Here is a 22,883-nt window from a genome sequence, read left to right as displayed (position 1 = left end):
TGTCCGCGCGGCGTTGCCCGTGCTGCCGAAGGCGGCGCGGGGATGAGCCCTCCGGTCATGCGGAGGGCTCTTTCATTTCACCGTGGCGGCAGGCCGGCGTCAGTCGCTTCGTGAAACTGGCCCATTGAAAATGATGGGAACTGGATCTTCCCATCATGCCGGTTTGCCATGAAAGTAAAGGCCGTTCATACCGCGCGTTGGCTCGCCTACGATGTATATCCCTTCGCACTTCGCCGAACACCGGCCCGAAGAACTGGCTCGCATCATCCGCGAGTACCCGCTGGGCGTGCTGGTCACGCACCGTGCCGAGGGGCTGGACGCGAATCACCTTCCGTTCGAGTTCGATCCCGATGCGGGGGCGCATGGGGTACTCAAGGCGCATGTGGCGCGCGCGAATCCGGTCTGGCAGCGCGGTGCTTCGGGCAGCCCGGTGATGGTCGTGTTTCGCGGGGCCGAGGGCTATGTCTCGCCCAACGGGTATCCCAGCAAGCACGAGGCGCATCGCCAGGTGCCGACCTGGAACTACGAGGTCGTGCATGCGCATGGCCTGCTCACTGTGTGCGACGATGAGCGTTTCGTGCGCGGCGTCGTCGCGCGGCTGACGCGCCGGCACGAGGCCGGCGAAGCACGGCCCTGGAAGATGTCGGACGCCACGCCCGAGTTCATCGACGGCATGTTGCGCAACATCGTGGGCATCGAGATCGCCGTCACCTCGCTGGTGGGCAAGCGCAAGCTCAGCCAGAACAAGGAGGAGCGGGATATCCGCGGCGCCGGCGAGGCGCTGCAGGCGAAGGGCCTGCACCCGATCGGCGCGGCCATGCTGGCCGCTGCTGCCGCAAAGCGCGGATGAGCGCCGGGGCCGCCTGCCTCATCCTTCGCTCTCGAGCACGTCGAGCAATAAGATGAAAACCACTTTCTATGGCTGGCGGATCGTGACCGCCTGCATGCTGCTTGCGACCGTGAGCTGGTCGCTGGGCGTCTTTGGCATGGGCGTCTATGTCTATGCGCTGACGAACCATCAGGGGTTTTCCATCAGTACGGTGTCCACCGCCGTCACCAGCGCCTACGTGGTCAGTGCGTTGCTCATGGTCAGCGTAGGTCGCTTGATCGCCCGACGCGGGCCACGGGTCGTCGTGGCGGCCGGCGTCCTGGCGATGGCGCTGGGCGTGATGGCCATGCCGCACTGCCGGCAGCCCTGGCACCTCTACGCCGCGTTCGCGATGCTGGGCGTGGGCATGGCCGCTCTTTCCACCAATACCATCGGAAGCACCCTCGCGCCCTGGTTCGAGCGGCACCAGGGCAGGGCTATGTCGACGGCCATGCTGGGCGCAAGCATCGGCGGCATGATCGGCACGCCCTTGCTGATGGGCGGGATGCGCATCTGGAGCTTTCAGACGACAGCCGCGCTCGCCGCCGCTGTCGCGATTCTGGTGGTGCTGCCGCTGGCTGCCCTGGTCATCAAGACGCGGCCGCAGGACATCGGGCAGTTTCCCGATGGCGCCGCGGCCCCGCCGGACACTCATGCGTCCCAGGCCGTCCCGTGGCGTCTGGGCAGCGCGCTCGCCACACGGCAGTTCCGCAGCCATGTCGTTGCATTCGGCCTGGGCCTGATGGTGCAGATCGGGTTCCTCAGCCACCATGTGCCGATCGCCATCCCCGTGCTGGGCGCCGGGGGCGCGGCAGTGGCCGTTTCCGCCGCGGCCATCGCGGCATTCGTCGGACGGCTCCTGCTGGCGCGCTACGCGGATCGCATCGATGTGCGAAAAGCCGGCGCCGGCGTACTCCTGCTGGCCGCCGCCGCGCTGGTCGGCATGGCGCTGTTCCCCAGTCCGTGGGCGCTGATGGCGTTGAGCATTGTCTATGGGCTCACCGTGGGCAACGTCACGACGCTGGCGCCGATGATCATCCGGCGCGAGTTCGGCGCGGCGTCGTTCGGCGCTGTCTTCGGCCTCGCCGCCACCTTGAATCAGCTCGCGATGTCTCTCGGCCCTTCGCTATTCGGCGGGCTGCGCGACGCCTTCGGCAGCTATGGGCCGGGGCTCCTGTTGTGCAGCGTCCTGAACGTCGCAGCCGCAGCGGTCATCGTCTGGGGCGGAAGGCTCCCGTTGACCGCTCAGGAGCCCCGGTACGTCGAGTAGCTCCACGGGCTGACGAGCAGGGGCACGTGATAGTGCTCCTCGGGCGAGGCAATGCCAAAATCCAGATTGACGATGTCCAGAAACGGCGGTTCGGGCAGTTCGACGCCCTGCACCCGGAAGTACGCCGCCACCGCGAACGCCAGGCGGTAGGTGCCCGGCACGAGCTGCTCGGGCTCGATGAGCGGCGCATCGTTGCGCCCGGCCGCGTTCAGCGTGTAGATGCCCAGGGTTTCGATGCGCCCGCCGGTGGTGCGCTCCAGCGTCACCTGCATGCCCGCGGCGGGCCGGCCGCTGGCGGTGTCCAATACGTGCGTGCTCAGTCCCATGACAGATTCTCCTGGATGTTCGTGTGCATTAAGTGTATATAGTTTTCGTATACAAAATTCGAGCGTGACGGCATTTCGCATGGTTCCGAGCGCTCGCTTCGCCCGAGACGTCACATGAATCCCAGCCTCAGCCTGACTCTTCTGAACGCCGCCTCCGATGCCGATGCATCGGCCATGCTCGACGGCATCTACGAGCACTCGCCGTGGATCGCCCAGGCCGCGCTCGCCGCACATCCCGGCCCGCAGCGTTTTGCTTCGCTGGCCGCGCTCAAGCAGGCCCTGGCCGACGTGGTGCGCTCAGCGCCGCGCGAGCGCCAGCGCGAGTTGATCCTCGCGCATCCGGACCTCGCCGGCAAGGCCATGAGCGAGCGCACGCTCACCGCCGAATCCACCGACGAGCAGAATCGCGCCGGCCTGACCGCCTGCACGCCCGAGGAGCTGGCGCGCATCCGCGAGCTCAACGCGGCCTACCGCGAGCGCTTCGGGCTGCCGTTCGTGCTCGCCGTGCGCGGCCCCCGGGGCGACGGGCTGGCCAAGCAGGCGATCTTCGCGACCTTCGAGCGCCGGCTTGCGAACACGCCCGGCTTCGAGTTCGACGAAGCGCTGCGCAATATCCATCGCATTGCCGAGATCCGGCTCAACGAGCGCTTCGGCTACGTGCCGGCCGAGGGCAACGCGGCCTGGGACTGGCTGGAGGCGCTGGCCCGGCATACCGAAGCCGCGGAGCCTGGCGCGCTCACCGTCACCTACCTCAGCGATGCGCATCGCGCATGCGCCGAGCAGATCGCGCAGCGCATGCGCGAGTGCGGCTTCGACGACGTGCAGGTGGATGCGCTGGGCAACGTGGTCGGCCGCTATCATCCGGCGCAGCCCGGCGCGCGCTATCTGTTGACCGGCTCGCACTACGACACCGTGCCCAACGGCGGCAAGTACGACGGACGGCTCGGCATCGCCGTGCCGATGGCCTGCGTACAGCGTCTCGCGCGCGCCGGGCGGCGGCTGGCGGTGGGCCTGGAGCTGGTGGCCTTCGCCGAGGAGGAGGGGCAGCGCTTTCCGGTGTCCTTCCTGACTTCCGGCGCGCTCGCCGGCACCTTCGATACCGGCTGGCTGTCGCTGCGCGATGCTGCCGGGATCAGCCTGGGCGAGGCGCTCGCCGCGTACGGCACCGACGCCCAGGCCATCGGCGCGCTGGCGCGCGACCCGGCGCGCTACGCGGGCTATGTCGAGGTGCACATCGAGCAGGGTCCGGTGCTCAACGCCATGGGGCTGCCGCTGGGGGTGGTGAGTTCGATCAACGGCAGCCGCCGCTACCTGGGCGAGGTGGCCGGCGTCGCCTGCCATGCCGGAACCACGCCGATGAACGCGCGTCACGACGCCGCGATGGCGGTGGCCGAATGGATGCTCGAAGTCGAGCGCGCGGGCGCTGCGGGGCGCGAGACGGTCGCCACGGTGGGCAGCCTGCAGGTGCCCGGCGGCGCGGTCAACGTCGTGCCCGGGCTGTGCCGTTTCAGCCTGGATGTGCGTGCGCCCGACGATGCGCGGCGCGACGCCCTGGCCGACGCCTTGCTCGCCGAGCTCGAGCGCGTGTGCGCGCGGCGGGGCGTGTCCTGCCGCATCCAGGAAACCTTGCGTGCGGCGGCCGCGCCCAGCGACGCGCGCTGGATGGCGCGCTGGGAGCAGGCCGTCGTCGCGCTGGGCTTGCCGGTGCATCGCATGCCGAGTGGGGCGGGGCACGACGCGATGTGCATGCACGCGATCCTGCCGCAGGCGATGCTCTTCGTGCGTGGCGAGAACGCGGGCATCAGCCACAACCCGCTGGAGAGCACGACCAGCGACGATATCCAACTGGCCATCGATGCCTTCTCGCATCTGCTCGATGCCACAGGCGAGGGCGACGACGGCTCGAATGCACCGTTTTGAAGCGTATATCGCACCTTATTGGTGCGCTGTGCATTGGCGGTGCGATAGGATGCAGGCGGCATGGGGCTGTCAATCCAGACTTGGCATGGATGTTGCAAAAATTATTTGCAGGCCGGCGTATCCGGCATCACATCCAGCGCTCAAGGAGTTCCCCGGCCATGTCTTTTCGCCTCTTCGCCCGCGTGTCGTCCGTGCTGGCAGGTACCTGCCTGGCGGTCGCCGCCCAGGCCCAGACACCCATCAAGTTCCAGCTCGACTGGCGGTTCGAAGGGCCCGCGGCGCTGTTCACCCATCCGGCGGCGCAGGGCTACTTCAAGGAGGCCGGGCTGGACGTCACGGTCGATTCGGGCAGCGGCTCGGCGGCCTCGATCTCCCGGGTCGCGTCCGGCTCGTACGAGATGGGTTTCGCCGACATGGCGGCGCTCATGGAGTTCCACGCCAACAACCCGGAGATACCGAACAAGCCGGTCGCCGTGATGGTGGTCTACAACAACACGCCGGCAGCGGTGCTGTCGCTGCGCAAGGCCGGCATCGCCACGCCCAAGGAGCTCGCCGGCCGCAAGCTGGGCGCGCCGGTCTTCGATGCCGGGCGCCGTGCTTTCCCGCTGTTCGCCGCCGCCAACGAGGTGGGCGAGGTGAGCTGGACGTCGATGGATCCTCCGCTGCGCGAGACGATGCTGATGCGCGGCGACGTGGACGCGATCACCGGCTTTTCCTTCACCTCGCTGCTCAGCCTGGAGACGCGCGGCGTCAAGACCGAGGACATCAACGTGTTCGCCTATCCGGATTACGGGGTCAAGCTGTACGGCAACGTGATCATCGCCTCGCCCAAGCTCATCGAGGAGAACCCCGCGGCGGTCACCGCCTTTCTGGGCGCGCTCGCCAAGGGCGCGGGCGAAGTCGTGCGCGACCCCGAGGCCGCCATCGGTTCGGTCAAGGCGCGTGACGGCCTCATCGACCTGTCGCTGGAGCTGCGCCGGCTGAAGCTGGCCCTGGATTCGGTGGTGGTGTCGGACGACGCCCGCAAGGACGGCTTCGGCCGGGTGGACCCGGAGCGGCTCGCGCTGATGGGGCGCCAGGTGTCCGACACCTACGCCACCAAGACGCCGGTGGACGTCGCCGCCGTCTGGAACGGCGGCCTGCTCCCTGAAGCCAGCGTGCTCGACGCGGTGCTGCCGTCACGCTGACCAGGGGCCGAAGCGCAAGCCTCGCCCGCCGGGGCGGGGCGAGCGCGGCCGATCCATGCTTCGCGCCTGCGACGCCTGCGTCCCGTGGCGCACAGGCTCCCGCTGCGAGGCGGGAGCGATGCCTTTCACGCGGCAAGCCGTAAACGCCCACCCGCCAACCCGCCCGCGTGCCGCCGGATCCGACCGCACGCAGGCCCGCATACCCCGAGATACCGGATGACGACTGGTTCCAACGCACGCGCTTTCGTCGATTTCCGCGACGTCTGGCTCGCCTACAACGACGAGCTGCTCGCTGCCAACCATTTTGCGGTCGAAGCCATCAACCTGCAGGTGCGCGAAGGCGAGTTCATCGCCATCGTCGGCCCCTCCGGCTGCGGCAAGTCCACCTTCATGAAGCTGGCGACCGGTCTGCGCATGCCATCGATCGGCAGGATCCAGATCGACGGCAAGCCCGTGACCGGCCCGCTCAAGATCTCCGGCATGGCCTTCCAGTCGCCCTCGCTGCTGCCCTGGCGCACCACGGTCGACAACGTCCTGCTGCCGCTGGAGATCGTCGAGCCCCACCGCTCCAACCTGAAGCGCCAGCGCAAGGACTACGAGGAGCGTGCGCGCCACCTGCTGCGCAAGGTCGGCCTGGGCGGCTACGAGGACAAGTTTCCCTGGGAGCTCTCGGGCGGCATGCAGCAGCGCGCATCGATCTGCCGGGCGCTGATCCACGAGCCCAAGATGCTGCTGCTGGACGAGCCCTTCGGCGCCCTCGATGCCTTCACGCGCGAGGAGCTCTGGTGCATTCTGCGCGACCTCTGGACCGAGCAGCGCTTCAACGTGATCCTGGTCACGCACGACCTGCGCGAATCGGTGTTCCTCGCCGATACCGTGTACGTCATGAGCAAGAGCCCGGGCCGCTTCGTGGTGCGCCGCGAGATCGAGCTGCCGCGCCCGCGGGAACTGGCGGTCACCTACACCAAGGAGTTCACCGACATCGTGCTGGAGCTGCGCGGGCACATCGGCGCCATCCGCGACGGCGCGCAGCAAGCCGGCGGCGGCCCCCTCATCAGCCAGTGAGCCGCATGCGCGCTCCGTTCGCGACGGCAGGGCGTGCGCGCCGCCGTCTTCCTCGATTCTCGACCTGACCCCACCATGAAGAATTTCAAGCAATTCGAGCCCTGGGCTCCCTGGCTCCTGCTGGTCGCGGTGCTGTCGCTCTGGCAGTTCCTGTGCCAGGTGCTGAACGTCTCCGAGTTCATCTTCCCCAGCCCGGTGGCGATCTGGCAGAAGTTCTGGGAGTTCAAGGAGGTGATCGCCGGCCATGCCTGGCGCACCTTCTGGGTCACGCTCGCCGGCTTTGGCCTGTCCATCGTCGTCGGCGTGCTGCTGGGCTTTCTGATCGGCTCCTCGCGCCTGGCCTACGCCGCGGTCTATCCCTTGATGACCGCGTTCAATGCGCTGCCCAAGGCGGCGTTCGTGCCGATTCTCGTCGTCTGGTTCGGCATCGGCGTCGGGCCGGCCATCCTCACCGCGTTCCTGATCAGCTTCTTTCCGATCATGGTCAACATCGCCACCGGCCTGGCCACGCTGGAGCCCGAACTGGAGGACGTGCTGCGCGTGCTGGGCGCCAAGCGCTGGGACGTGCTGATGAAGATCGGCCTGCCGCGCTCGCTGCCGTACTTCTATGCGTCGCTGAAGGTGGCCATCACGCTGGCGTTCGTCGGCACCACGGTGTCCGAGATGACCGCCGCCAACGAGGGCATCGGCTATCTGCTGATGTCGGCGGGTTCGTCGATGCAGATGGGCCTGGCCTTCGCCGGGCTGATGGTGATCGGCGTGATGGCGATGGTCATGTACGAACTTTTCAACCTGCTGGAGAAGCACACCACGGGCTGGGCGCGCCGCGGCTCGCAAGGCTGAGGAGGATAGTCACCCGGTCCGCGCCGTCCGGGCCGCGCCGCGCGCGGGCCCGGACGGCGCCGCGCGGCTATCCGGGAAAGAGTTGTGCGACTGCGCGCTCCAGGCCCGTATAACCCGTGCAGCGGCACAGATTGCCGCACATCGCCGCCCGGGCTTGCTCGCGGCAGGCCGCCGCCGGCTGGCGGTGCAGCCAGGTCAGCGTCATCACCACGCCCGCGGTGCAGTATCCGCACTGCACCGCCCCCTGTTCGGCCAGGGCCTGGCGCACGGGCAGGCTGACGACGTCCGCCGCCACCGACTCGATGGTGCGCACGGACCGGCCCTGGAGCTGGTAGGCCATGACCAGGCAGGCGTTGACGGGCACCTCGTCGAGCCAGACCATGCAGGCGCCGCAGCGGCCGATCCCGCAGCCCGGCTTGGCGCCCGTCAGGCACCAGTGCTCGCGCAGCAGGGTGAGCAGGCGCGTGTCGGCGCGGCACTCGAGCGCGACGGGCTGCCCGTTGAGCTGCAGCGCCAGGCGCAACGTGGTGTCGGGCGCGGGACCGGATCGCGAGATGTCAGCGTTCATTGGGAGGCTCTCCTGTCGCGCGAGCGTGCGCGGCGCCGGATTCCAGCATGGCGACGATGTCCGGCGCCTTCAGGGGGAGGCGGTTGACCGGCAGCCCCAGCGCGCGAGAGAGGGCGTTGGCCACGGCCGGCACCGCGATGTTGACGCCGATCTCGCCCGCCCCGCGCGGCCCGATGGGGTCGCCTTCGAACAGGTTCTGCAGCGCCAGCACCTCAATGCGGGGCGCGTCGGCCAGCGTGGGGATGAGATAGCCATCGAGATTGCGGTGCGCATAGCGCCCCTCGGTGCACGGAAGGTCTTCCAGGACGCACATGCCCATGCCCATCACCGCGCCGCCTTCCATCTGGCCGAGCAGACCCTGCGCCGATACGGTCGGCCCGAGGCTGGTGCACACCACGAACCGCTCGAGCCGCACATTGCCGCTCCACGTGTCCACGGCGACCTGGGCCAGTGCCGCGCAGGCACCGAAGACGAAATGGGTGTCGTGGGCGTTGCCCGCCGGGTCCTCGGCGTCGAGTTCGACACTGAGCCGCGGCCGTTCGCCGCCCAGGCGGCGGGCCAGTTCGCCGTAGCCCAGGCACAGCGCGCCATCCGCATGGATGCCGCCCGGGCCCGCCGTGAGCGTCGCGCCGCAGGTGTCGGGCAAGCCCTGGGCGCCGGCCAGCAGCCGGCGCATCCATTCGGCGCGCAGCGCCAGCAGCGCGCGCCACACCAGCGTCGTCGCGCGCGAGGCCGCCACCGGGCCGGAGTCGGGCGCCACGCGGGTGTCCCCGAGCACCGGGCGCACGTCGTCTTCGGCACAGCCCAGGTGGCGTGCGCACATCGCGCGGATGGCGCCGACCAGGTTCTGGCCGAGTTCCGTGAACCCGCAGCGCAGCTCGATCGCGCCGTCCGCGGCCAGGGCAAGCTCCATGCGGCTGGCGCTAGGGCCGCCCTTGCCGAAGCCGTCGCTGCGATGCACCAGCGCCAGGCCCACGGCATGGATGAACCGGCGCTCGGCGCTGCGCCAGAGTCGTGGGCCCTGCCACAAGGGATGCGCGCGCGCGACGTCCAGCGCGCGGTGCGGCCCGTCGAACGGCACCATCTGCTGCCCGAGCGGGCCCGGCGCGTGCGGTGGGGTGAGGTTCAGCGCGCGAAAGGCATCCGGGGCCATGCCCGCACACGCGGCCAGCCGATCGATCTGGCGTTCGAGCGCGAACTGCGTCTGCACGGCGCCAAAGCCGCGGAACGCGCCCGCCACGCCGTTGTTCGTATAGACAAGCCTGGCCTGGATGGCGACGGCCTGGTATCGATAGGGCCCGGGAGCGTGCTCCAGCGCGGCGTCCAGCACCTCCGGCCCGTGCGTGGCGTAGGCGCCCGTGTCGGCGAGAATCTCGACCTCGTGAAAGGTCAGGCGTCCCCGCGCGTCGCAGCCGGTGCGCATGCGCACGCGCATGGGGTGCCGCTTGACGCCGAAATCCGTGGACTGCGGCCGGCCCAGGTGCAGCCGCACGGCGCGCCCTGTCTTCCACGCGAGCAGCGCGGCGATCGGCTGGACGGTGAGTTCGTCCTTGCCGCCGTAGGAGCCACCCACGGGCGTCCCGGTGGACTGCACGCGTTCGAGCGGCAGGCCGAGCATGTCGGCGATGACCTGGCGTTCGCGCGCCGGATTGTGGCCGCCGAAGAACAGGTGCAGCCCGCCCGCACCGTCCGGCTCGGCCACGCCGCCCTCGGTCTCGAGAAAGGCATGCATCTGGCGGGGCGTGTGGTAGACCTCCTCGATCACGTGCGCGCTCATTGCCTGTGCGGCGGCCAGATCGCCGCGCGCATGGCTCGCCGCATGCAGCAGATTGCCGCCGGCGTGGACCCAGGCGTCGTGCTCGAGGTCGGGGTCCAGCGCGCGTTCGGGGTCGGCGATCGTCGGCAGCGGCGCGTAGGCTACGTCGATCAGCCGCGCGGCGGCCAGGGCCGTGGGCAGGTCGTGCGCGGCGACGGCCGCGACTGGGTCGCCGATATAGCGCACCTTGTCGCCGCACAGAAAAGGGCGGTCGGCGCGGCGCAGCCCATAGTCGCGGGTGCCCGGGATGTCGCGATGCGTGACGACGGCGTGCACGCCATCCAGCGCCAGCGCGGCCCGGGTGTCGATGGACACGATGCGCGCATGGGGATGCGGGCTGCCGAGGATGACGCCCCTCAACTGGCCCGGCCGTATCCGGTCCGTCAGGTAGCCGGGGTTGCCGGCGAGCTTGGCATCGACGTCGGGACGGCGGCCCGCGCGCAGGTGCTCGAGGGGACGCAGGATGTGATGAGGCGGCTCGAAACGCATGATTCAGAGGAATCCGCAGTGGCCGGCGACGAGCCGGCTGGCGAGGGTGGCGAGATCCCCGGGCAGCGAGCGCGCGCACGCCTCGCGCAGCAGGGCCAGGCGGCCGCGGCGATCCACGGCGTCCTGCCGCAGCACCGTTTCGGCCGCATGCAGGCGATGCCCCCGCACGCCCGGCGCACAGGCCGCGATGCGCACCGGCGCGCCGGCGTCCTCGCACACCGCCCAGCGCAGTGCGATGCTCAGGCGCGCCGGCGAGAACGCGGCGCGCAGCCCGATCTTCTCGTAGACCGCGCGCGGGCGAGGGGCCTGCCCGCCGTGCTGCGCCAGGCGCACGGCGAGCAGCAGCGGCACCGGCTCGCAGGCATGGAGCTGCGCAAGCGGAATGCAGCGCCCGTCGGCAAGTTCGGCCAGCGCGTCCAGCACCAGCAGCGCGGGCATGCTGTCGCCCGCGCCCCACGCGACGTTGCCGCCCAGGGTGCCGAGATGGCGCACGCCCGGGGCCGCGACCTGGCCCAGGGCCGTGGCTAGCAGCGGTGCGTGACGCAGCACCAGAGGGTGGGCGCGCGCGGCTTCGAGCGTGGTGCCCGCGCCGATGCGCAGCGCGTCCCCGGTCAGCCGCACGTCGTTGGCGCCGAGACAGGCGCGCACGTCGATGAAGCAGGTGTCGTCCGGGGCCTGGTGCGGCTCGGGCCACTCCTGCTGGATGCGGGTGCCGCCGGCGATGTAGCGGGCCCGTCCGCCCAGCCGATCGGCGAGCGCCTGCGCAAGCTGCGGCGTGGCGGGCGTGACGACCTGCATGGTGGGCGCCGGTTCAGTGGCCAGCCCAGAACTTGCGGTGCAGGTGCTCGATCTCGGCCTGGATCTCGGGCACCGGGCCGATCACCTGCACCGGCTTCTGACTGTGCTCGAACACGTAGCGCGACGACACGCTCATGGTGGGATTCTCCGCATGGTTGCCGGTGCACGCGAGCAGCGCGGCCTCGGTGATGCCGAACACCACGCGCCCGATGTTCGCCCAGTAGGCCGTGCCGGCGCACATGCAGCAGGGCTCGACCGTGGTGTAGAGCGTGCAGTCCCACAGGAACGCCGGTGTGAAGTTGGTCGCCGCGATCCGCGCGAGCGTGGACTCCGCATGGTTGACGGTGTCGATGTTGCATTGCTCGAGCAGCACGGTCTCGTGGTCCGGGCCGACCAGAATCGCGCCGAACGGATGGTGGCCGAGCGAGATGGCGCGTTCGGCCACGCGCTGCGCATGGCGCAGGTGACGCAGGATCTGCTCGGACGTAGGAGCGCAAGGCCGGGCGGGCGACGGTTGGGAAGACATGGTGGGCGTGCTCATGAGGTTCAGGCCGCGCTGGCGCGGCTCCAGTCGAAGTAGCGGCGGTGCAGCCACTGCACCAGGCTGTACAGCGCCAGGCTGCTGATGACGAGAAGGATGAGCGCGGCAAAGGCCAGCGGTACCTTGAAGGACGAGGTGGCGAACAGGATCAGGTAGCCCAGGCCTTTCTCGGCGGCGACGAACTCGGCGACCACCGCGCCGACGATGGACAGCGTGATGGACACCTTGAGCGCGGAAAACACGTAGGGCACGGCGAAGGGCATCCGGATCTGCCAGTACTGGCGCGAGAGGCTCGCGCGCAGCGAGCGCGACAGTTCCAGCAGTTCCGCCGGAACCGACGCCAGCCCGAGCGCTGTCGATACGACCAGCGGGAAGAAGGCGATCAGCGTGGTGATGACCACGCGCGGCAGGACGCCGGCGCCCAGCGTGACGACGATGATGGGCGCGACCGCGACGATGGGCGTGGACTGGATGACGACCAGCCACGGCATGACGATGCGCGAGAGCAGGGCGGATCGCGTGATCGCGATGGCCAGCGGGATGGCCAGCAGGATCGCCACCGCGTAGCCGGCCAGCGCGACCTGCAGCGTGGCGCTCAGGTGCTCGAGCCAGCGCGATGCGCCGAGATCGAGCGCGGCGCGCCAGATGGCGTCGGGCGCGGGCAGGATGTATTCGGGCACGCCGAGCAGGCGGCAGCCTAGCTGCCATGCGAGGATCACCGCGAGAAAGACGAGCAGGGAGGCGTGACGGTTGAACAGGGAGGTCATGGCGGGTGCGGCGTAGCGTCAGTCGGGCTTGCGGCTGAAGACCTGGACCCGGATGTCGTTGGCCATGCGGGTGAAGACCGGATCGGCCAGTGTGGCGAGGTTGCGCGGCCGCTCCAGCGGCACGTCGATGATGTCGGCGACCCGGCCCGGCCGCGCGCTCATCACCACGATGCGGTCCGACAGCAGGAGCGCCTCCTGGATCGAGTGGGTGACGAACACCACCGTCTTAGGCCGCTCGTTCCAGATCCGCAGCAGCTCGAAGCTCATCTCGTCGCGGGTGAGCGCGTCGAGCGCCGAGAAAGGCTCGTCCATCAGGAGGATGTCGGGATCGTGCAGCAGCGAGCGGGCGATCGACACGCGCTGCTGCATGCCGCCGGAGAGTTCGTCCGGCCGCTTGTGGCTGAAGTCGGACAGCCCGACCATGGCCAGCAGTTCCTGCGCGCGGGCCGTGTCCGACGGGCTCACCCGGCCGTATTTGTGGCGCATGGGAAACGTGATGTTCTCGAGCACGCTGAGCCAGGGCAGCAGCGTCGGCTTCTGGAACACCAGGCCGATGTCGTCGCGGGGCTCGGTGACGGGCTGCTCGAACACGCGCACCGCGCCGCTGCTCGGCAGCAGCAGGCCCGAGATCAGGCGCAGGATGGTGGACTTGCCGCAGCCGGACGGCCCGATCAGCGAGACGAACTCGTGGCGGCGCAGGTGCAGGTCGACGCCTTGCAGCGCCGTGACGGGGCTGCCGTCACTGGAGCGGAAGGTCTGGGTGAGCGCATCGAGGTCGATGACGTGTTGCATGGACTGCCTGGTTCTTCTCGGAAGGCCGGGTGCGGGCGCAAGCCGGGCGCACGGGGCGCCCGCAGCCCGCACAGGGGGCCATAGCGTTGACAGGCCCTAGTCGGCGAGGAAGCTGCGATCGACCAGGGTTTCGGGATCGACCTTAGCGGGGTCGTAGTCCATCGACTTGGCCACCCAGCCCCAGGTCGAGGCGAGCAGGTCGCGGTCGAAGCGGCCCATGCCGTCGCGTTCCGAGACCGGCGTGCGCAGCAGCGGGATGGACGATTCGAACTCCGCCTGCACGACCGCCACCTCGGCTTCGGGCACCTGGGCCTTGAGCGCCTGGGCGGCGGCCTGGGGATTGTCGATGGAGAACGCCAGGGCCTTGTTCAGCGCCCTCAGGTAGCGCCTGAGGACATCGGGCCGTTCCTGGATGGTCTTGTCGCTGGCCAGGACGGACCAGCCATAGCCGTCCAGGCCGAACTGGGTCCAGGGCAGCACCTCGAGCTCCTTGCCGGCCTGCTTGAGGACCGTGCTGAAGGCGGGGGCGACCGTCACCCAGTTGATGGTGGCGTCCACCCGGCCCTGGGCCAGCATGGGCGCGAGCGCCGACGGGTCGGACTTGACGACCCGGATACGCTCGGGGTCCACCCCGTTCCTTTCCAGGACCACCGGCCAGAGGGCGTTGGAGGACGAGAACGTCGGCATGGCCACGGTCTTGCCTTCCATGTCCTTCAAGCTGCGGATCTGCGAGTCGGCGCGGGTGAACAGCGCGTCGGGCTGGTTGGAATACAGCGACATGACGGCCTTGACCGGCACCTTGCCCTCGGCCGCCGCCATCATCAGGGCGGAGATCCCGCCGAAGCCCACATCCGCCGAGCCCGAGGCGATCTTGGTGACGGCATCCGAGGAACCGCGGCCCGGTACGACCCTCACCTCGAGCCCTTCGTCGCGGAAGAAGCCTTGTTCGATGCCGGCGTAGACGAAGGATTTGTCGCCGCCCGGCAGCCAGTCGAGCTGGACGGTCAGTTTGTCGGCGGCCAGGGCGGTTCCGCTGAAGACCGCGAACAGCAGCGGGGCGAGGAAACGGTGCTTGATCATGAAGAGACTCCTGAAGTGAGACCCGCCCCTACGCGCCGCGCGCGCCCCTCGAGGGGCGGCGCCGGCGGGCCGGCAAAGCCGGCTGCGCGGCGCCCTGGATCGGGTCGAAACGGTTGCATGCGTCGCGGCAAGCGCGAAGCGCAGTGGGGCGGGTGCTCAGCATGGCCCGGCGTCCGGGTCGAGGGCCGGGGCGGCCAGCATGGCCAGGCCGGTGTGCAGCGCATTCAAGAGGTCGAGCGGACAGGCGAGCTGCGGAACGTGGCCGCAATCCAGGCTGACGCGCACGGCGCCGGGCGTCAGAGCCTGCATGAGGCGCTGCAGCGGCAGCGTGACCGAGCGGTCCTGCAGGCATTCGATATAGAGTCGCGGCACCCGGCCGAAGCGCGCCGCGCTCAGGCGATTGCGCATGTCCCGGCCCGGCTCGGGCTGGGGGCAAAGGCGCGCGGCCGCCGCCGCGGCCGCGTTCGGCTCGCAATCATGGAGGAACAGGTCGCGCGCCGCGTCGGCCGGTACACGGCTGGCGCTGCCATCGGGTTCCCAGGCCAGGCGCGGCCCGACGCCCTCGTAATGGAAGGCGGGATCCCGCCTGCGGCATTCGGCGATGAGTTCGGCGTAGCTCATGCCGCTCGGCAGCATCATCCCGCTGACATAGACCAGCGCATGCACGCGCTCGGGCGCGGCCTGCGCCACCTGCGATGCGGTGATCCCGCCGCCGCTGTGACCGAGCACCACCGAGGGCGCGCCGATGCGCTGGAGCACGTGCAGCACGTGCTCGGTGTAGCCCTCGAGATTCGCCTGAGCCACGGAGCCGGCACGGGCGTCGTTGCCGGGCAGGTCGACGGCGTGCACCTGCCAGCCGGCGGCTTCGAGCAAGGGGCGCCAGCCGTCGAATGCCCAACTGCCCTGCCAGGCCCCGTGGATGAGCACCAGCGGCGGGCACGCCGGCATGCGGTCGGTTGCGGGCTCAGCCATAGGTGCGCCGATAGCATGCGATCTGGTGCTCTTCGACCGTCACGGCCGGATAGCGCGGCGTCTCGCCGGGCGCCAGACAGGTCGGCAGGCACTCGACGCGGTGTTCCAGGTTGCCGGTGAAGAAGAACGGCACGGAATAGCGTTCCCGCCCCGAGCGGTTGATGACGCGATGCAGCGTGGACACGTAGCGCTCGTTGGTCCAGCGCGCGAACAGATCGCCGATGTTGACGACGAAGGTGCCCGGCACGGGCGGAGCGTCGATCCAGGCCTCGGCCTGCGTGTCCCAAACCTGCAGGCCACCGATGTCGTCCTGCAGGAGCAGGGTGACACCGCCGAAGTCCGTATGTTCGCCGCAGCCCTTTTCGCCCGGCTGCGGGTTGGCGGGCTGCGGCGGGTAGTGCAGCAGACGCAGCGTTGCGGCCGGGTCCGTCAGATAGTGCTGGAAGTGATCGATGGGCAGGTCCAGCGAGAGCGCCAGGCCGCGCACGATCCATGCGCCCAGGTCATAGGCCGCACGGTAGTAGCGTTCCATCACCGGACGGAACTCGGGCGGGTGCAGCGGCCACTGGTTCGGCCCGGTGTTGAACCGGCCGGCCAGCACGCGCGGATCGTCCGCCGGTATCTCGGCGCCGATGTAGTAGCTTTCCTTCACGTCGGGCGGCGCGCCGGCTTCGAGTGTCTGCGCGCGCAGGGGTTCGTAGCCGCGGTTGCAGGGCGAATGCTTCTTGTCCAGCGCCAGCTTGGCGGCCATGGGCTGCTGGAAGAAGGCCCGGCTCGCGGCGAACACGTCGTCGATCAGCGCCGGCGGCACGCCGTGATTGCAGATGTAGAAGAAGCCACGCCGCTCGCAGGCGTCGCGCAGTTGCTGCGCGAGCGCCATCTGCGCGGTGGGGTCGGCGCTGCGCAGGCCGGCGATGTCGATCACCGGCAGGGTTGCGCTCGAGAGCGGGTTTTCGTGGGACATGCAAAGACTTCCGGAGCAGGGGTTCGATGCCAGTTTAGGAACCCCGCCCGCCATTCGATAGCACCGAATTCTGTGCATGCCGATGCCGAAATGAGAGCACGCACCGCGAACGGGAAATCGCCGGCCATCGTGCCCCGAGCGGGTGCGCGGGGTTGCCCCCATGCCCGTTCCCGGTGCGCGCCCCCGAGCCGGCCAGGCGCTGTCTGCGGTGCCGGAGCGCCGGGGGTGAATGTCGGATGTCGATACATCCTAGCGCTGGTCCAGGGTGTCGCCGATGATGCGGATGAAGGCGTCGAGCGCGGCGGGCAGGGTGCGGCCGGCACGCACGTAGACGCCGAGTTCGGAATGCAGCGGCAGGTTCAGCGGCACGTGTACCAGCCGGCTTTCGCGCAGTTCGCGCTCGAGCCCCAGCACGCTCTGGAAGAACAGGCCGACGCGTTCCTCGACCAGGCGCTTGGCCAGCTCGATGGAGGAACTCTCCATGACGACCCGCAGCGAACGCTTGTACTGCGCGATGACCGGCTGCAGCAGGCGGTGGATCGACAGTTCGGGCGAGGGAAGGATCAGCGGGTAGGCCGCGCAGGTGGCGAAATCCACCTGGGGCAGCCGGGCGATCGGGTGGTCGGGCGGAACGATCACGCCCAGCGGAAAGTAGCCGACCGCGACCTGGCGCAGGCCCTCGTGCCGTCCGACGGAAAAACCGATGCCTACGTCGGCGTCGCCCTGGGTCACGGCCAGCGCCGCCTGGTCGGAGCCGCACACCTGCAACTGGACGCGGATGGTGGGGTAGCGGCGATGCATTTCGCCGAGCACGCGGGGCATGAAATCGGCGTTGAGGCCTTCCACGGCGGCCAGGCTGACCGAGCCGCGCTGCACCCCGCGCAGCATGTCCAGCTCCGAGAACATGCGCTTCTCGTCCTGGAGTACGGTGATGACGTGGCGCGAGAAGACTTCGCCCGCGGGCGTGAGGCGCAGGCCCGAAGCCATCCGCTCGAAGAGCGGCGCGCCGATCTCCTCCTCCAGTTGCAGGAGCTGGCGGTTCACCGCGGACGAGGCGACGTGCAACTGGCGCGCCGCCTCGCGGATCGAGCCGCAGCGGCGGATCATGTCGAAATACCTGAGCGAGCGGGCGTGTATGTGCATCGGGATCGTCGCCGGGCTCCGGCGGTGGTGAATCGCCGCCAGCGCGCCGAGCGGCTCGCTGCCTCAGTACTTCGCGAAGTTCGCGGTGATGCGCTCGCGCAGATAGTCGCCGCCGCTGATCGGGGGATACTTCTTCTGCGGCCCTTCGATGATCGCGTCCTCGTTGGCCTGGCAGAAGAAGGCCAGGCTGTAGCGCGGGCCCAGGTACTCGTCCGGCCGCGGGCAGCGCACGCGGTGAAAGTTCGAGGGCAGCACGTCGTCGCTCCAGCGCATCAGCATGTCGCCGATGTTGCAGGTGATCACGCCTTCGTCCGGCTCCACGCTGGTCCAGGCGCGGCTTTCCATGTCCTTGCCCGGCAGCACCTGCAGGCCGCCCTGGCCCTTCTTCTGAAAGAGCAGGGTGAGGGTGTCGAAATCGGTATGCGCGCCGGCGCGCCAGATGCCGGGCTGGCCCTGCAGCGAGTGCTCGTCCATGGCGAAGTAGTGCAGCATGCGCAGGGTGCTCTGGTAGCGCGGCGAGGACGGATCGTGGGCGCGGGCGAAGAACTCCTCGTCGAAGCCGAGCCTGTCGGCAAAGCACGAGAGGATCTGCATGCCGAGCTTCCAGCAATCCGCTTCGAAGGCGAGCGCCTCGGCCTGGAAGCCCGGCAGCTCGGCCTCGGTCGGCCACAGGCCCTGCATGCGCGGGCGCGTGATCTGGTAGGACTCCTTCTGGTCGGCGGTGCGCGTGGACGGGCGCACCTGCGCCTTGCTCTCCCAGCCGGCGTTGCGGCTGAGCGGCCATTGCGCCTTGACCGCATCCGGCTGGGCGAAGAAGCGTTCGGCGGCGTCGAACGCACGGTCGATCCGCTCCTGCGGGATGCCGTGGTTGCAAACCTGGAAGAAGCCGATGTCGACGGCGGCGCTCCAGAGTTGTTCCGTGATTTCCTGCTTGCGCTCGGCGAAGTTCGAGAGGTCGATGCGGCGCACTTCGCGCTGTGTGCTCTCGGTGCCCATGTCGCCCATGCGGGCTTCCTTGGCGAGTTCGGCGAGCGTGTGGGCCGACGTGGCGGTGGGTGTGCTGTTGGTCATGGTGTGCTTCCTGTGGATAGGGAACCAGGAAGGACGCTGTGGGCCGCGCGCCCGGGCAGCGTCGCTCCTGGCATGGACGACCGGCTCGGGCGCCGCCCCCGCGCAGGAGCGGCGCCCGCCGATCGCATCCAAGAGCAATGACCCGCCGGCCCGCACGGCCGACTGAACGCTTCTACTCTTGGTTTCCGCCATGCAGGTTTCATGCCAATTGGACCCACATGCAGTTGGCATGGAACCTGCATCGTCCTGGTCAAGAGTAGAAGCGTTCAGCGGCTCGTCTGCGTCATCGCCGACAGACCGCCCGGAAATTGCTCGATACGCCCCGTCGCAGTGCGCGGCAGGGCGCATGCTTGTGCATATTCCCGGAGGCTTTCATGAAGCGACGCACCATTTTGAAGCTCGGCGCGGCAGCCGCGCTCGGTACTGCCCTTTCTCCCGTCCTGGCCAGCGCACCGCGCGGCAAGCTCACACCCGTCAAGTTCACCCTGGATTTTCGCGTCACCTCCCAGACCTCGCCGTTCCTGCTCGCGCTGGCCAAGGGCTATTACGCCGAGGAAGGCCTGGACGTGCAGATCGACGTGGGTTCGGGCTCGGTGGCCTCGATCACGCGGGTGGCGAGCGGAGCCTACCAGCTCGGCCTGGGCGACATCAGCGCGCTGATCGAGTTTCGCGCGAACAACGCCGGCGTCGCGCCGGTGCAGGCGATTTATCAGTACTACAACCGCGCCCCGTTCGTGATCATCGGCCGCAAGGATCGCGGCGTCACGGAGGATTTCCGCTCGCTCCAGGGCAAGCGCGTGGCCGGCGCCGCCGTGGAGGCCGTGCGCCGTAGCTGGCCGATCGCCGCGCGCCGCCTGGACGTGCCGGAAGACCTGTTCGACTGGGTCACGACGGACTTCAGCGCCCGCGACAACGTCGTGGTGCGCGGCGACGTGGACGCCGCCACCTATTTCCACGACTCGGCGGTGTCGCTGTTCGCGCGCATGCCGCCCGAGCAGTTGTCCATCCTATCGTACGTCGATACCGGCGCCCATCTCTACGGCAACGCGGTCATCGCCAACCCGACGCTGCTGCAGGAGCAGCCCGACATCGCGCGGGCCTTCCTGCGCGCCTCGAACCGCGCGCTGCGCGAGACGCTGCAGGACGATGCCGAGGCCATCGCCGCGACGCTCAAGCGCGAACCCATGCTGAACCGCGACGTCGAGCGCGAGCGCTGGGCCATCTGCCGGCAGTACATCGCGGGCCCGGAAACGCAGCGCGTCGGCCTGGGTGGTGTGGACCCGGCCGTGATGCAGACGCAGATCGAATCGGTCGCGACGGTATTCGGCCTTGCCCGTACCCCGGCGATGGCGGAGATCGTCACGGACGACTACCTGCCCGAGGCGGGCGAGCGCGAGGTGACGGCATGAGGGCCGTCGAGACCGGCCTGCCGCCAGAGCAAGCGCTGAATGCGCGCGACGGCACCTATCTGCGCCAGGCGATCGCGCTGTCGGTCACGGCCCGCGAGCGCGGCAACCGGCCCTTCGGCGCGGTGATCGTGGCCGACGACGGCGAGGTGCTGGCCGAGGCCTGGAACGCCAACGGCGAAACCGGCGACTGCACGGCCCATGCCGAGACCTCCGCCGTGCGCGAGGCAAGCCGGCGGCATGGCCGCGAACGCCTGGCCGGCAGCACCATCTACTCGTCGGGCGAGCCTTGTGTGATGTGTGCCGGCGCGATCTTCTGGGGCAACATCGGCCGCGTGGTGTTCGGCATCGACGCCGTGCGCCTGCGGGCCTTTCGCGGCAGCCGGACCGACCAGGTCGACATCGAGATGTCCTGCCGCGAGGTGTTCGCGGCCTCGACGCTGCCGATCGAATGCCTGGGCCCGGCACTCATCGAGGAAGCCGGCGCGCCGCATCGGGGCGCCTGGAAGGATTGAACCCTTCTTCCCGGCCGCCCGCCGGCGGCCGCGCAGGCGGTACGCCGACCGTCCAGGCGCCGACGCCCGCTACACCAGGAAAAAGTCGCCGAAGCCCATGCGCTTCAGGCCGCGCCGATAGGCGATCGAGCTGCGATCGGCGGGGATGTGGCCTTCCAGCGAGATGTCCAGCGGCAGGCGTTCCGGCTTCTGGGCCTCGACCATGCGGCGGTCTTCCTCGAAGACCCGCAGATTGAAAGCCTGCACTTCTTCTTCGCTGAGGTGGGTGTTGACGTCGCGCGCGATGGGCACGAAGAGCCGCGTGCGGCGTGCCGACACCGGCGAGGCCGCGTTCATGATCACCTGCCGCCCGCCCTCGGGAAAGTGGATGGTGAGCGTCGCCGTGAAAGGCAGGTGGGCCTCGAAATGGCGCAGCCAGACGAAGCCTTCCGGCTCGGCGACGCCGGCGCTGCGCGGATAGTTCGACACCTGGCTGTAGTAGTCCGCGACGAAGCCGTGCGGCGTCACGCGGGTCTGGTAGTCGGGGACTTCCTGGTTGTCCGGATCGGCGAAGGTGTCAGTATGCACCCAGGCGAAGTGCGCGACATCCAGGAAGCCTTCCACCTGGCGGCCGGCGAAGGCGGCGATGTCGAAGGGCGGACAGACCACCTGCACGAAGCCGAGATCGTCCCAATGCGGCATGTCGGGGATGCCGGGCGCGGCCTCGCCGGCCTCGGGCGCGAGACAGGTCCAGACGAGGCCGTAGCGCTCGATCGCCGGGAACGTCGTCAGGTTGAGCTTGGCCGGCGCCGACTGCGCCGGGTGGGCTGGAATCCGGTTGCAGCGTCCGCCGCTGCCGAAGCGCAGGCCGTGATAGGCGCAGACCACGCCTTCGCCGTCGTGGCGGCCCATGCTGAGCGGTACGCCACGATGCGGGCAGACATCGCGCGCGAGCACCACCTCGCCGTGTACACGGTAGGCCACCAGCGGCTCGTCGAGCAGCATCAGTTGCCCGGGCTGTTCACGCACGTCGGCGCTGCGCGCCACGGGATACCAGTGGCGCGCCAACAGATGCCAGTCCTGCGGCTCGAAGGTGCAGCCGGGCGGCGGCACCGGCGTGCGGGACGGGCGGGCGGCGGCGATGGGGGCGGCGGCATTGTTGCAGGACGTCATCGTCATCCGGAGTCTCCAGCATGCGCCGGCGCGCGCAGCGCAGGCGGATCGAGGGGGAGTGCGTCGCGCGCGAACCGGATCGCGCGCGACGACGCGGGCGGGGCCGGTCGGTCGGCGCCCTTGGTCAGTCCAGCGGATTGCCTTGCACGTTGGCGTAGATGCCGCGGATGATGTTGCTGCCGTCCTCTTGCCAGAGCTCGTCGTACCAGGCCTGGGTGACGGCCGGGTCCTTGCCGTGGGTGACGTCGCAGCGTTTGCGCGCGCGCAGCACCAGGTCGCTCGCGCGCTGTACGCGGCGCTGCGCATAGCGCCGCAGGGCGTCCTCGACACCCAGCGTATTGGTCTGCAGGGCGATGGCCAGGACCACGGCGTCTTCCATGGCGGCGCAGCCGCCCTGGCCGATGTCCGGGGTCGTGCTGTGGGCCGCATCGCCCAGCAGCGCCACGCGGCCGCGCGTCCAGGTGTCGAAGGGTTCGATGTCGTGGATCTCGACGCGGTTGGTGCCGTTCTCGTCGATGCGCTCGATCAGCGTCTGCACCGGCGCGGCCCAGCCGCGGAAGTGCTCGCGCAGGATGGCCTTGTACGTGGCGCGCTCGTTGGCCTGGCCCTTGGGCAGCGGCACGTCGAAGAAGAAATAGAAGCGGTTGCCGGCCACGGGCATCACGGAGACGCGCTTGCCTTCGCCGACGAAGGTGGTCCACTGGTCCGCGGGTGCGATGGCCGTATCGATCTCGACCAGGCCGTTCCAGTTCACGTAGCCCGCATAGCGCCGCTCGGGCTGATGGCCCAGCACGTGGCCGCGCACCACCGAGTGCGTGCCGTCCGCGCCGATGAGCACGTCGCTCGCCACGGTCTGCCCGTTGGCGAAGACGGCGGTCACGGCCGAGGCGCCGTCCTCGACGCCGACCAGCGGCATGCCCAGCGCGATGTCCTCGGGGCCGAAGGCCCGCATCAGCATGTCCTGCAGGCCGGCGCGCGCCACCGGATACGGGCGCTGGCCGGCCTGCTCGACCAGAGGCTGCAGGCTGAAGCGCGTCATCGTGCGGCCGCTCGCGCCGTCGACGTAGGCCATGTGGTCCATCCGGCCGCCCAGCGCGGCGACCTGCTCGGCCAGGCCCAGATAGTTGAGGCATTTGACGCCGTTCGGCCACAGCGAGATGGCTGCGCCGACGGGGCGTATTGCTTCCACTTTTTCGAATACCTTGACTTCGTAACCCAGGCGCTTGAGCGCGATGCCCGCGCTCAAACCGCCCATGCCTGCACCAATGATGCTGACCTTCATACCGCGTCCCTCGTTCCATGCACCAGAATGGCGCGCGAGGGCGCGCCA

Annotated in this window: 22 protein-coding genes; 8 read left to right on the top strand and 14 right to left on the bottom strand. The window is 69.4% G+C overall.

Features of this window, described 5'->3' with window-relative positions; genetic code table 11:
- Positions 1 to 211 precede the first annotated feature (211 nt).
- Both FOZ76_RS04650 and FOZ76_RS04645 read left to right on the top strand, forming a co-directional pair.
- Positions 212 to 850 (top strand): FMN-binding negative transcriptional regulator, encoded by a 639-nt coding sequence (locus FOZ76_RS04650; protein WP_143946962.1) that lies wholly within the window; start codon positions 212 to 214, stop codon positions 848 to 850.
- A gap of 52 nt (positions 851 to 902) precedes the next feature.
- Positions 903 to 2,138 carry an MFS transporter gene (locus FOZ76_RS04645; RefSeq protein ID WP_143946961.1) on the top strand — a complete coding sequence of 412 codons (1,236 nt, stop codon included), beginning with the start codon at positions 903 to 905 and terminating at the stop codon, positions 2,136 to 2,138.
- Here the strand turns inward: FOZ76_RS04645 and uraH are convergent.
- Positions 2,114 to 2,464 (bottom strand): hydroxyisourate hydrolase, encoded by a 351-nt coding sequence (uraH, locus tag FOZ76_RS04640; RefSeq protein ID WP_143946960.1) that lies wholly within the window; start codon positions 2,462 to 2,464, stop codon positions 2,114 to 2,116. The genes FOZ76_RS04645 and uraH overlap by 25 nt on opposite strands.
- A gap of 114 nt (positions 2,465 to 2,578) precedes the next feature.
- Here uraH and uraD point away from each other — a divergent pair, with 114 nt between their 5' ends.
- The 4 genes from uraD (at position 2,579) to FOZ76_RS04620 (ending at position 7,479) form a co-directional block, all read left to right on the top strand.
- A complete protein-coding gene (gene uraD / locus FOZ76_RS04635) occupies positions 2,579 to 4,384 on the top strand; it encodes a 2-oxo-4-hydroxy-4-carboxy-5-ureidoimidazoline decarboxylase (protein ID WP_143946959.1) in 1,806 nt (601 codons plus the stop codon).
- A gap of 158 nt (positions 4,385 to 4,542) precedes the next feature.
- Positions 4,543 to 5,571: an ABC transporter substrate-binding protein gene (locus FOZ76_RS04630; RefSeq protein ID WP_143946958.1), complete on the top strand. Its 1,029-nt coding sequence runs from the start codon at positions 4,543 to 4,545 to the stop codon at positions 5,569 to 5,571.
- Between the two features lie 216 nt (positions 5,572 to 5,787).
- Complete coding sequence (locus tag FOZ76_RS04625) at positions 5,788 to 6,636, top strand: ABC transporter ATP-binding protein (RefSeq protein ID WP_143946957.1); 849 nt, start codon at positions 5,788 to 5,790, stop codon at positions 6,634 to 6,636.
- Positions 6,637 to 6,711: 75 nt separating this feature from the next.
- Positions 6,712 to 7,479: an ABC transporter permease gene (locus FOZ76_RS04620; protein ID WP_143946956.1), complete on the top strand. Its 768-nt coding sequence runs from the start codon at positions 6,712 to 6,714 to the stop codon at positions 7,477 to 7,479.
- Between the two features lie 67 nt (positions 7,480 to 7,546).
- On the opposite strand, the gene FOZ76_RS04615 is transcribed toward FOZ76_RS04620, so the two are convergent.
- The 11 genes from FOZ76_RS04615 to FOZ76_RS04565 form a co-directional block, all read right to left on the bottom strand.
- A complete protein-coding gene (locus tag FOZ76_RS04615) occupies positions 7,547 to 8,047 on the bottom strand; it encodes a (2Fe-2S)-binding protein (protein WP_143946955.1) in 501 nt (166 codons plus the stop codon).
- Entirely contained in the window at positions 8,037 to 10,352 is a 2,316-nt protein-coding gene (locus FOZ76_RS04610; RefSeq protein ID WP_143946954.1) for a xanthine dehydrogenase family protein molybdopterin-binding subunit, read from the bottom strand. Before FOZ76_RS04610 ends, FOZ76_RS04615 begins: the two co-directional genes overlap by 11 nt.
- Before the next feature lie 3 nt (positions 10,353 to 10,355).
- Entirely contained in the window at positions 10,356 to 11,150 is a 795-nt protein-coding gene (locus FOZ76_RS04605; RefSeq protein WP_143946953.1) for an FAD binding domain-containing protein, read from the bottom strand.
- Between the two features lie 13 nt (positions 11,151 to 11,163).
- Positions 11,164 to 11,676 carry a nucleoside deaminase gene (locus FOZ76_RS04600; RefSeq protein ID WP_143946952.1) on the bottom strand — a complete coding sequence of 171 codons (513 nt, stop codon included), beginning with the start codon at positions 11,674 to 11,676 and terminating at the stop codon, positions 11,164 to 11,166.
- Positions 11,677 to 11,696: 20 nt separating this feature from the next.
- Positions 11,697 to 12,458 (bottom strand): ABC transporter permease, encoded by a 762-nt coding sequence (locus FOZ76_RS04595; protein ID WP_143946951.1) that lies wholly within the window; start codon positions 12,456 to 12,458, stop codon positions 11,697 to 11,699.
- A gap of 18 nt (positions 12,459 to 12,476) precedes the next feature.
- On the bottom strand, positions 12,477 to 13,250 hold the full coding sequence (locus FOZ76_RS04590) for an ABC transporter ATP-binding protein (RefSeq protein WP_143946950.1): 774 nt from the start codon (positions 13,248 to 13,250) through the stop codon (positions 12,477 to 12,479).
- Between the two features lie 96 nt (positions 13,251 to 13,346).
- Positions 13,347 to 14,330 carry an ABC transporter substrate-binding protein gene (locus FOZ76_RS04585; protein ID WP_143946949.1) on the bottom strand — a complete coding sequence of 328 codons (984 nt, stop codon included), beginning with the start codon at positions 14,328 to 14,330 and terminating at the stop codon, positions 13,347 to 13,349.
- A 156-nt stretch (positions 14,331 to 14,486) separates the two neighbouring features.
- Positions 14,487 to 15,302 (bottom strand): alpha/beta fold hydrolase, encoded by an 816-nt coding sequence (locus FOZ76_RS04580; RefSeq protein WP_246129285.1) that lies wholly within the window; start codon positions 15,300 to 15,302, stop codon positions 14,487 to 14,489.
- Entirely contained in the window at positions 15,295 to 16,266 is a 972-nt protein-coding gene (locus FOZ76_RS04575) for an isopenicillin N synthase family dioxygenase (RefSeq protein ID WP_143946948.1), read from the bottom strand. Before FOZ76_RS04575 ends, FOZ76_RS04580 begins: the two co-directional genes overlap by 8 nt.
- Before the next feature lie 249 nt (positions 16,267 to 16,515).
- On the bottom strand, positions 16,516 to 17,409 hold the full coding sequence (locus FOZ76_RS04570; protein WP_143946947.1) for a LysR family transcriptional regulator: 894 nt from the start codon (positions 17,407 to 17,409) through the stop codon (positions 16,516 to 16,518).
- Between the two features lie 63 nt (positions 17,410 to 17,472).
- Positions 17,473 to 18,480, bottom strand: coding sequence for an isopenicillin N synthase family dioxygenase (locus FOZ76_RS04565; RefSeq protein ID WP_143946946.1), 1,008 nt, complete (start codon positions 18,478 to 18,480; stop codon positions 17,473 to 17,475).
- A gap of 374 nt (positions 18,481 to 18,854) precedes the next feature.
- Between FOZ76_RS04565 and FOZ76_RS04560 the strand changes: the two genes are divergently transcribed.
- Both FOZ76_RS04560 and FOZ76_RS04555 read left to right on the top strand, forming a co-directional pair.
- Positions 18,855 to 19,889, top strand: coding sequence for an ABC transporter substrate-binding protein (locus FOZ76_RS04560; protein ID WP_143946945.1), 1,035 nt, complete (start codon positions 18,855 to 18,857; stop codon positions 19,887 to 19,889).
- On the top strand, positions 19,886 to 20,401 hold the full coding sequence (locus FOZ76_RS04555) for a nucleoside deaminase (RefSeq protein ID WP_143946944.1): 516 nt from the start codon (positions 19,886 to 19,888) through the stop codon (positions 20,399 to 20,401). The genes FOZ76_RS04560 and FOZ76_RS04555 overlap by 4 nt, the downstream gene beginning before the upstream one ends.
- Positions 20,402 to 20,470: 69 nt before the next feature.
- On the opposite strand, the gene FOZ76_RS04550 is transcribed toward FOZ76_RS04555, so the two are convergent.
- Together FOZ76_RS04550 and hpxO are read right to left on the bottom strand one after the other, a co-directional pair.
- Complete coding sequence (locus FOZ76_RS04550) at positions 20,471 to 21,559, bottom strand: aromatic ring-hydroxylating oxygenase subunit alpha (protein WP_143946943.1); 1,089 nt, start codon at positions 21,557 to 21,559, stop codon at positions 20,471 to 20,473.
- Positions 21,560 to 21,677: 118 nt separating this feature from the next.
- Entirely contained in the window at positions 21,678 to 22,835 is a 1,158-nt protein-coding gene (gene hpxO / locus FOZ76_RS04545) for an FAD-dependent urate hydroxylase HpxO (protein WP_143946942.1), read from the bottom strand.
- Positions 22,836 to 22,883: the final 48 nt, after the last annotated feature.

This window comes from Verticiella sediminum, from assembly GCF_007558815.1.
In the GTDB taxonomy this organism is placed as follows: domain Bacteria; phylum Pseudomonadota; class Gammaproteobacteria; order Burkholderiales; family Burkholderiaceae_B; genus Verticiella; species Verticiella sediminum.
The sequence above is the reverse complement of the archived record's forward strand: the minus strand, read 5'-3'. Positions and strand labels throughout refer to the sequence as shown.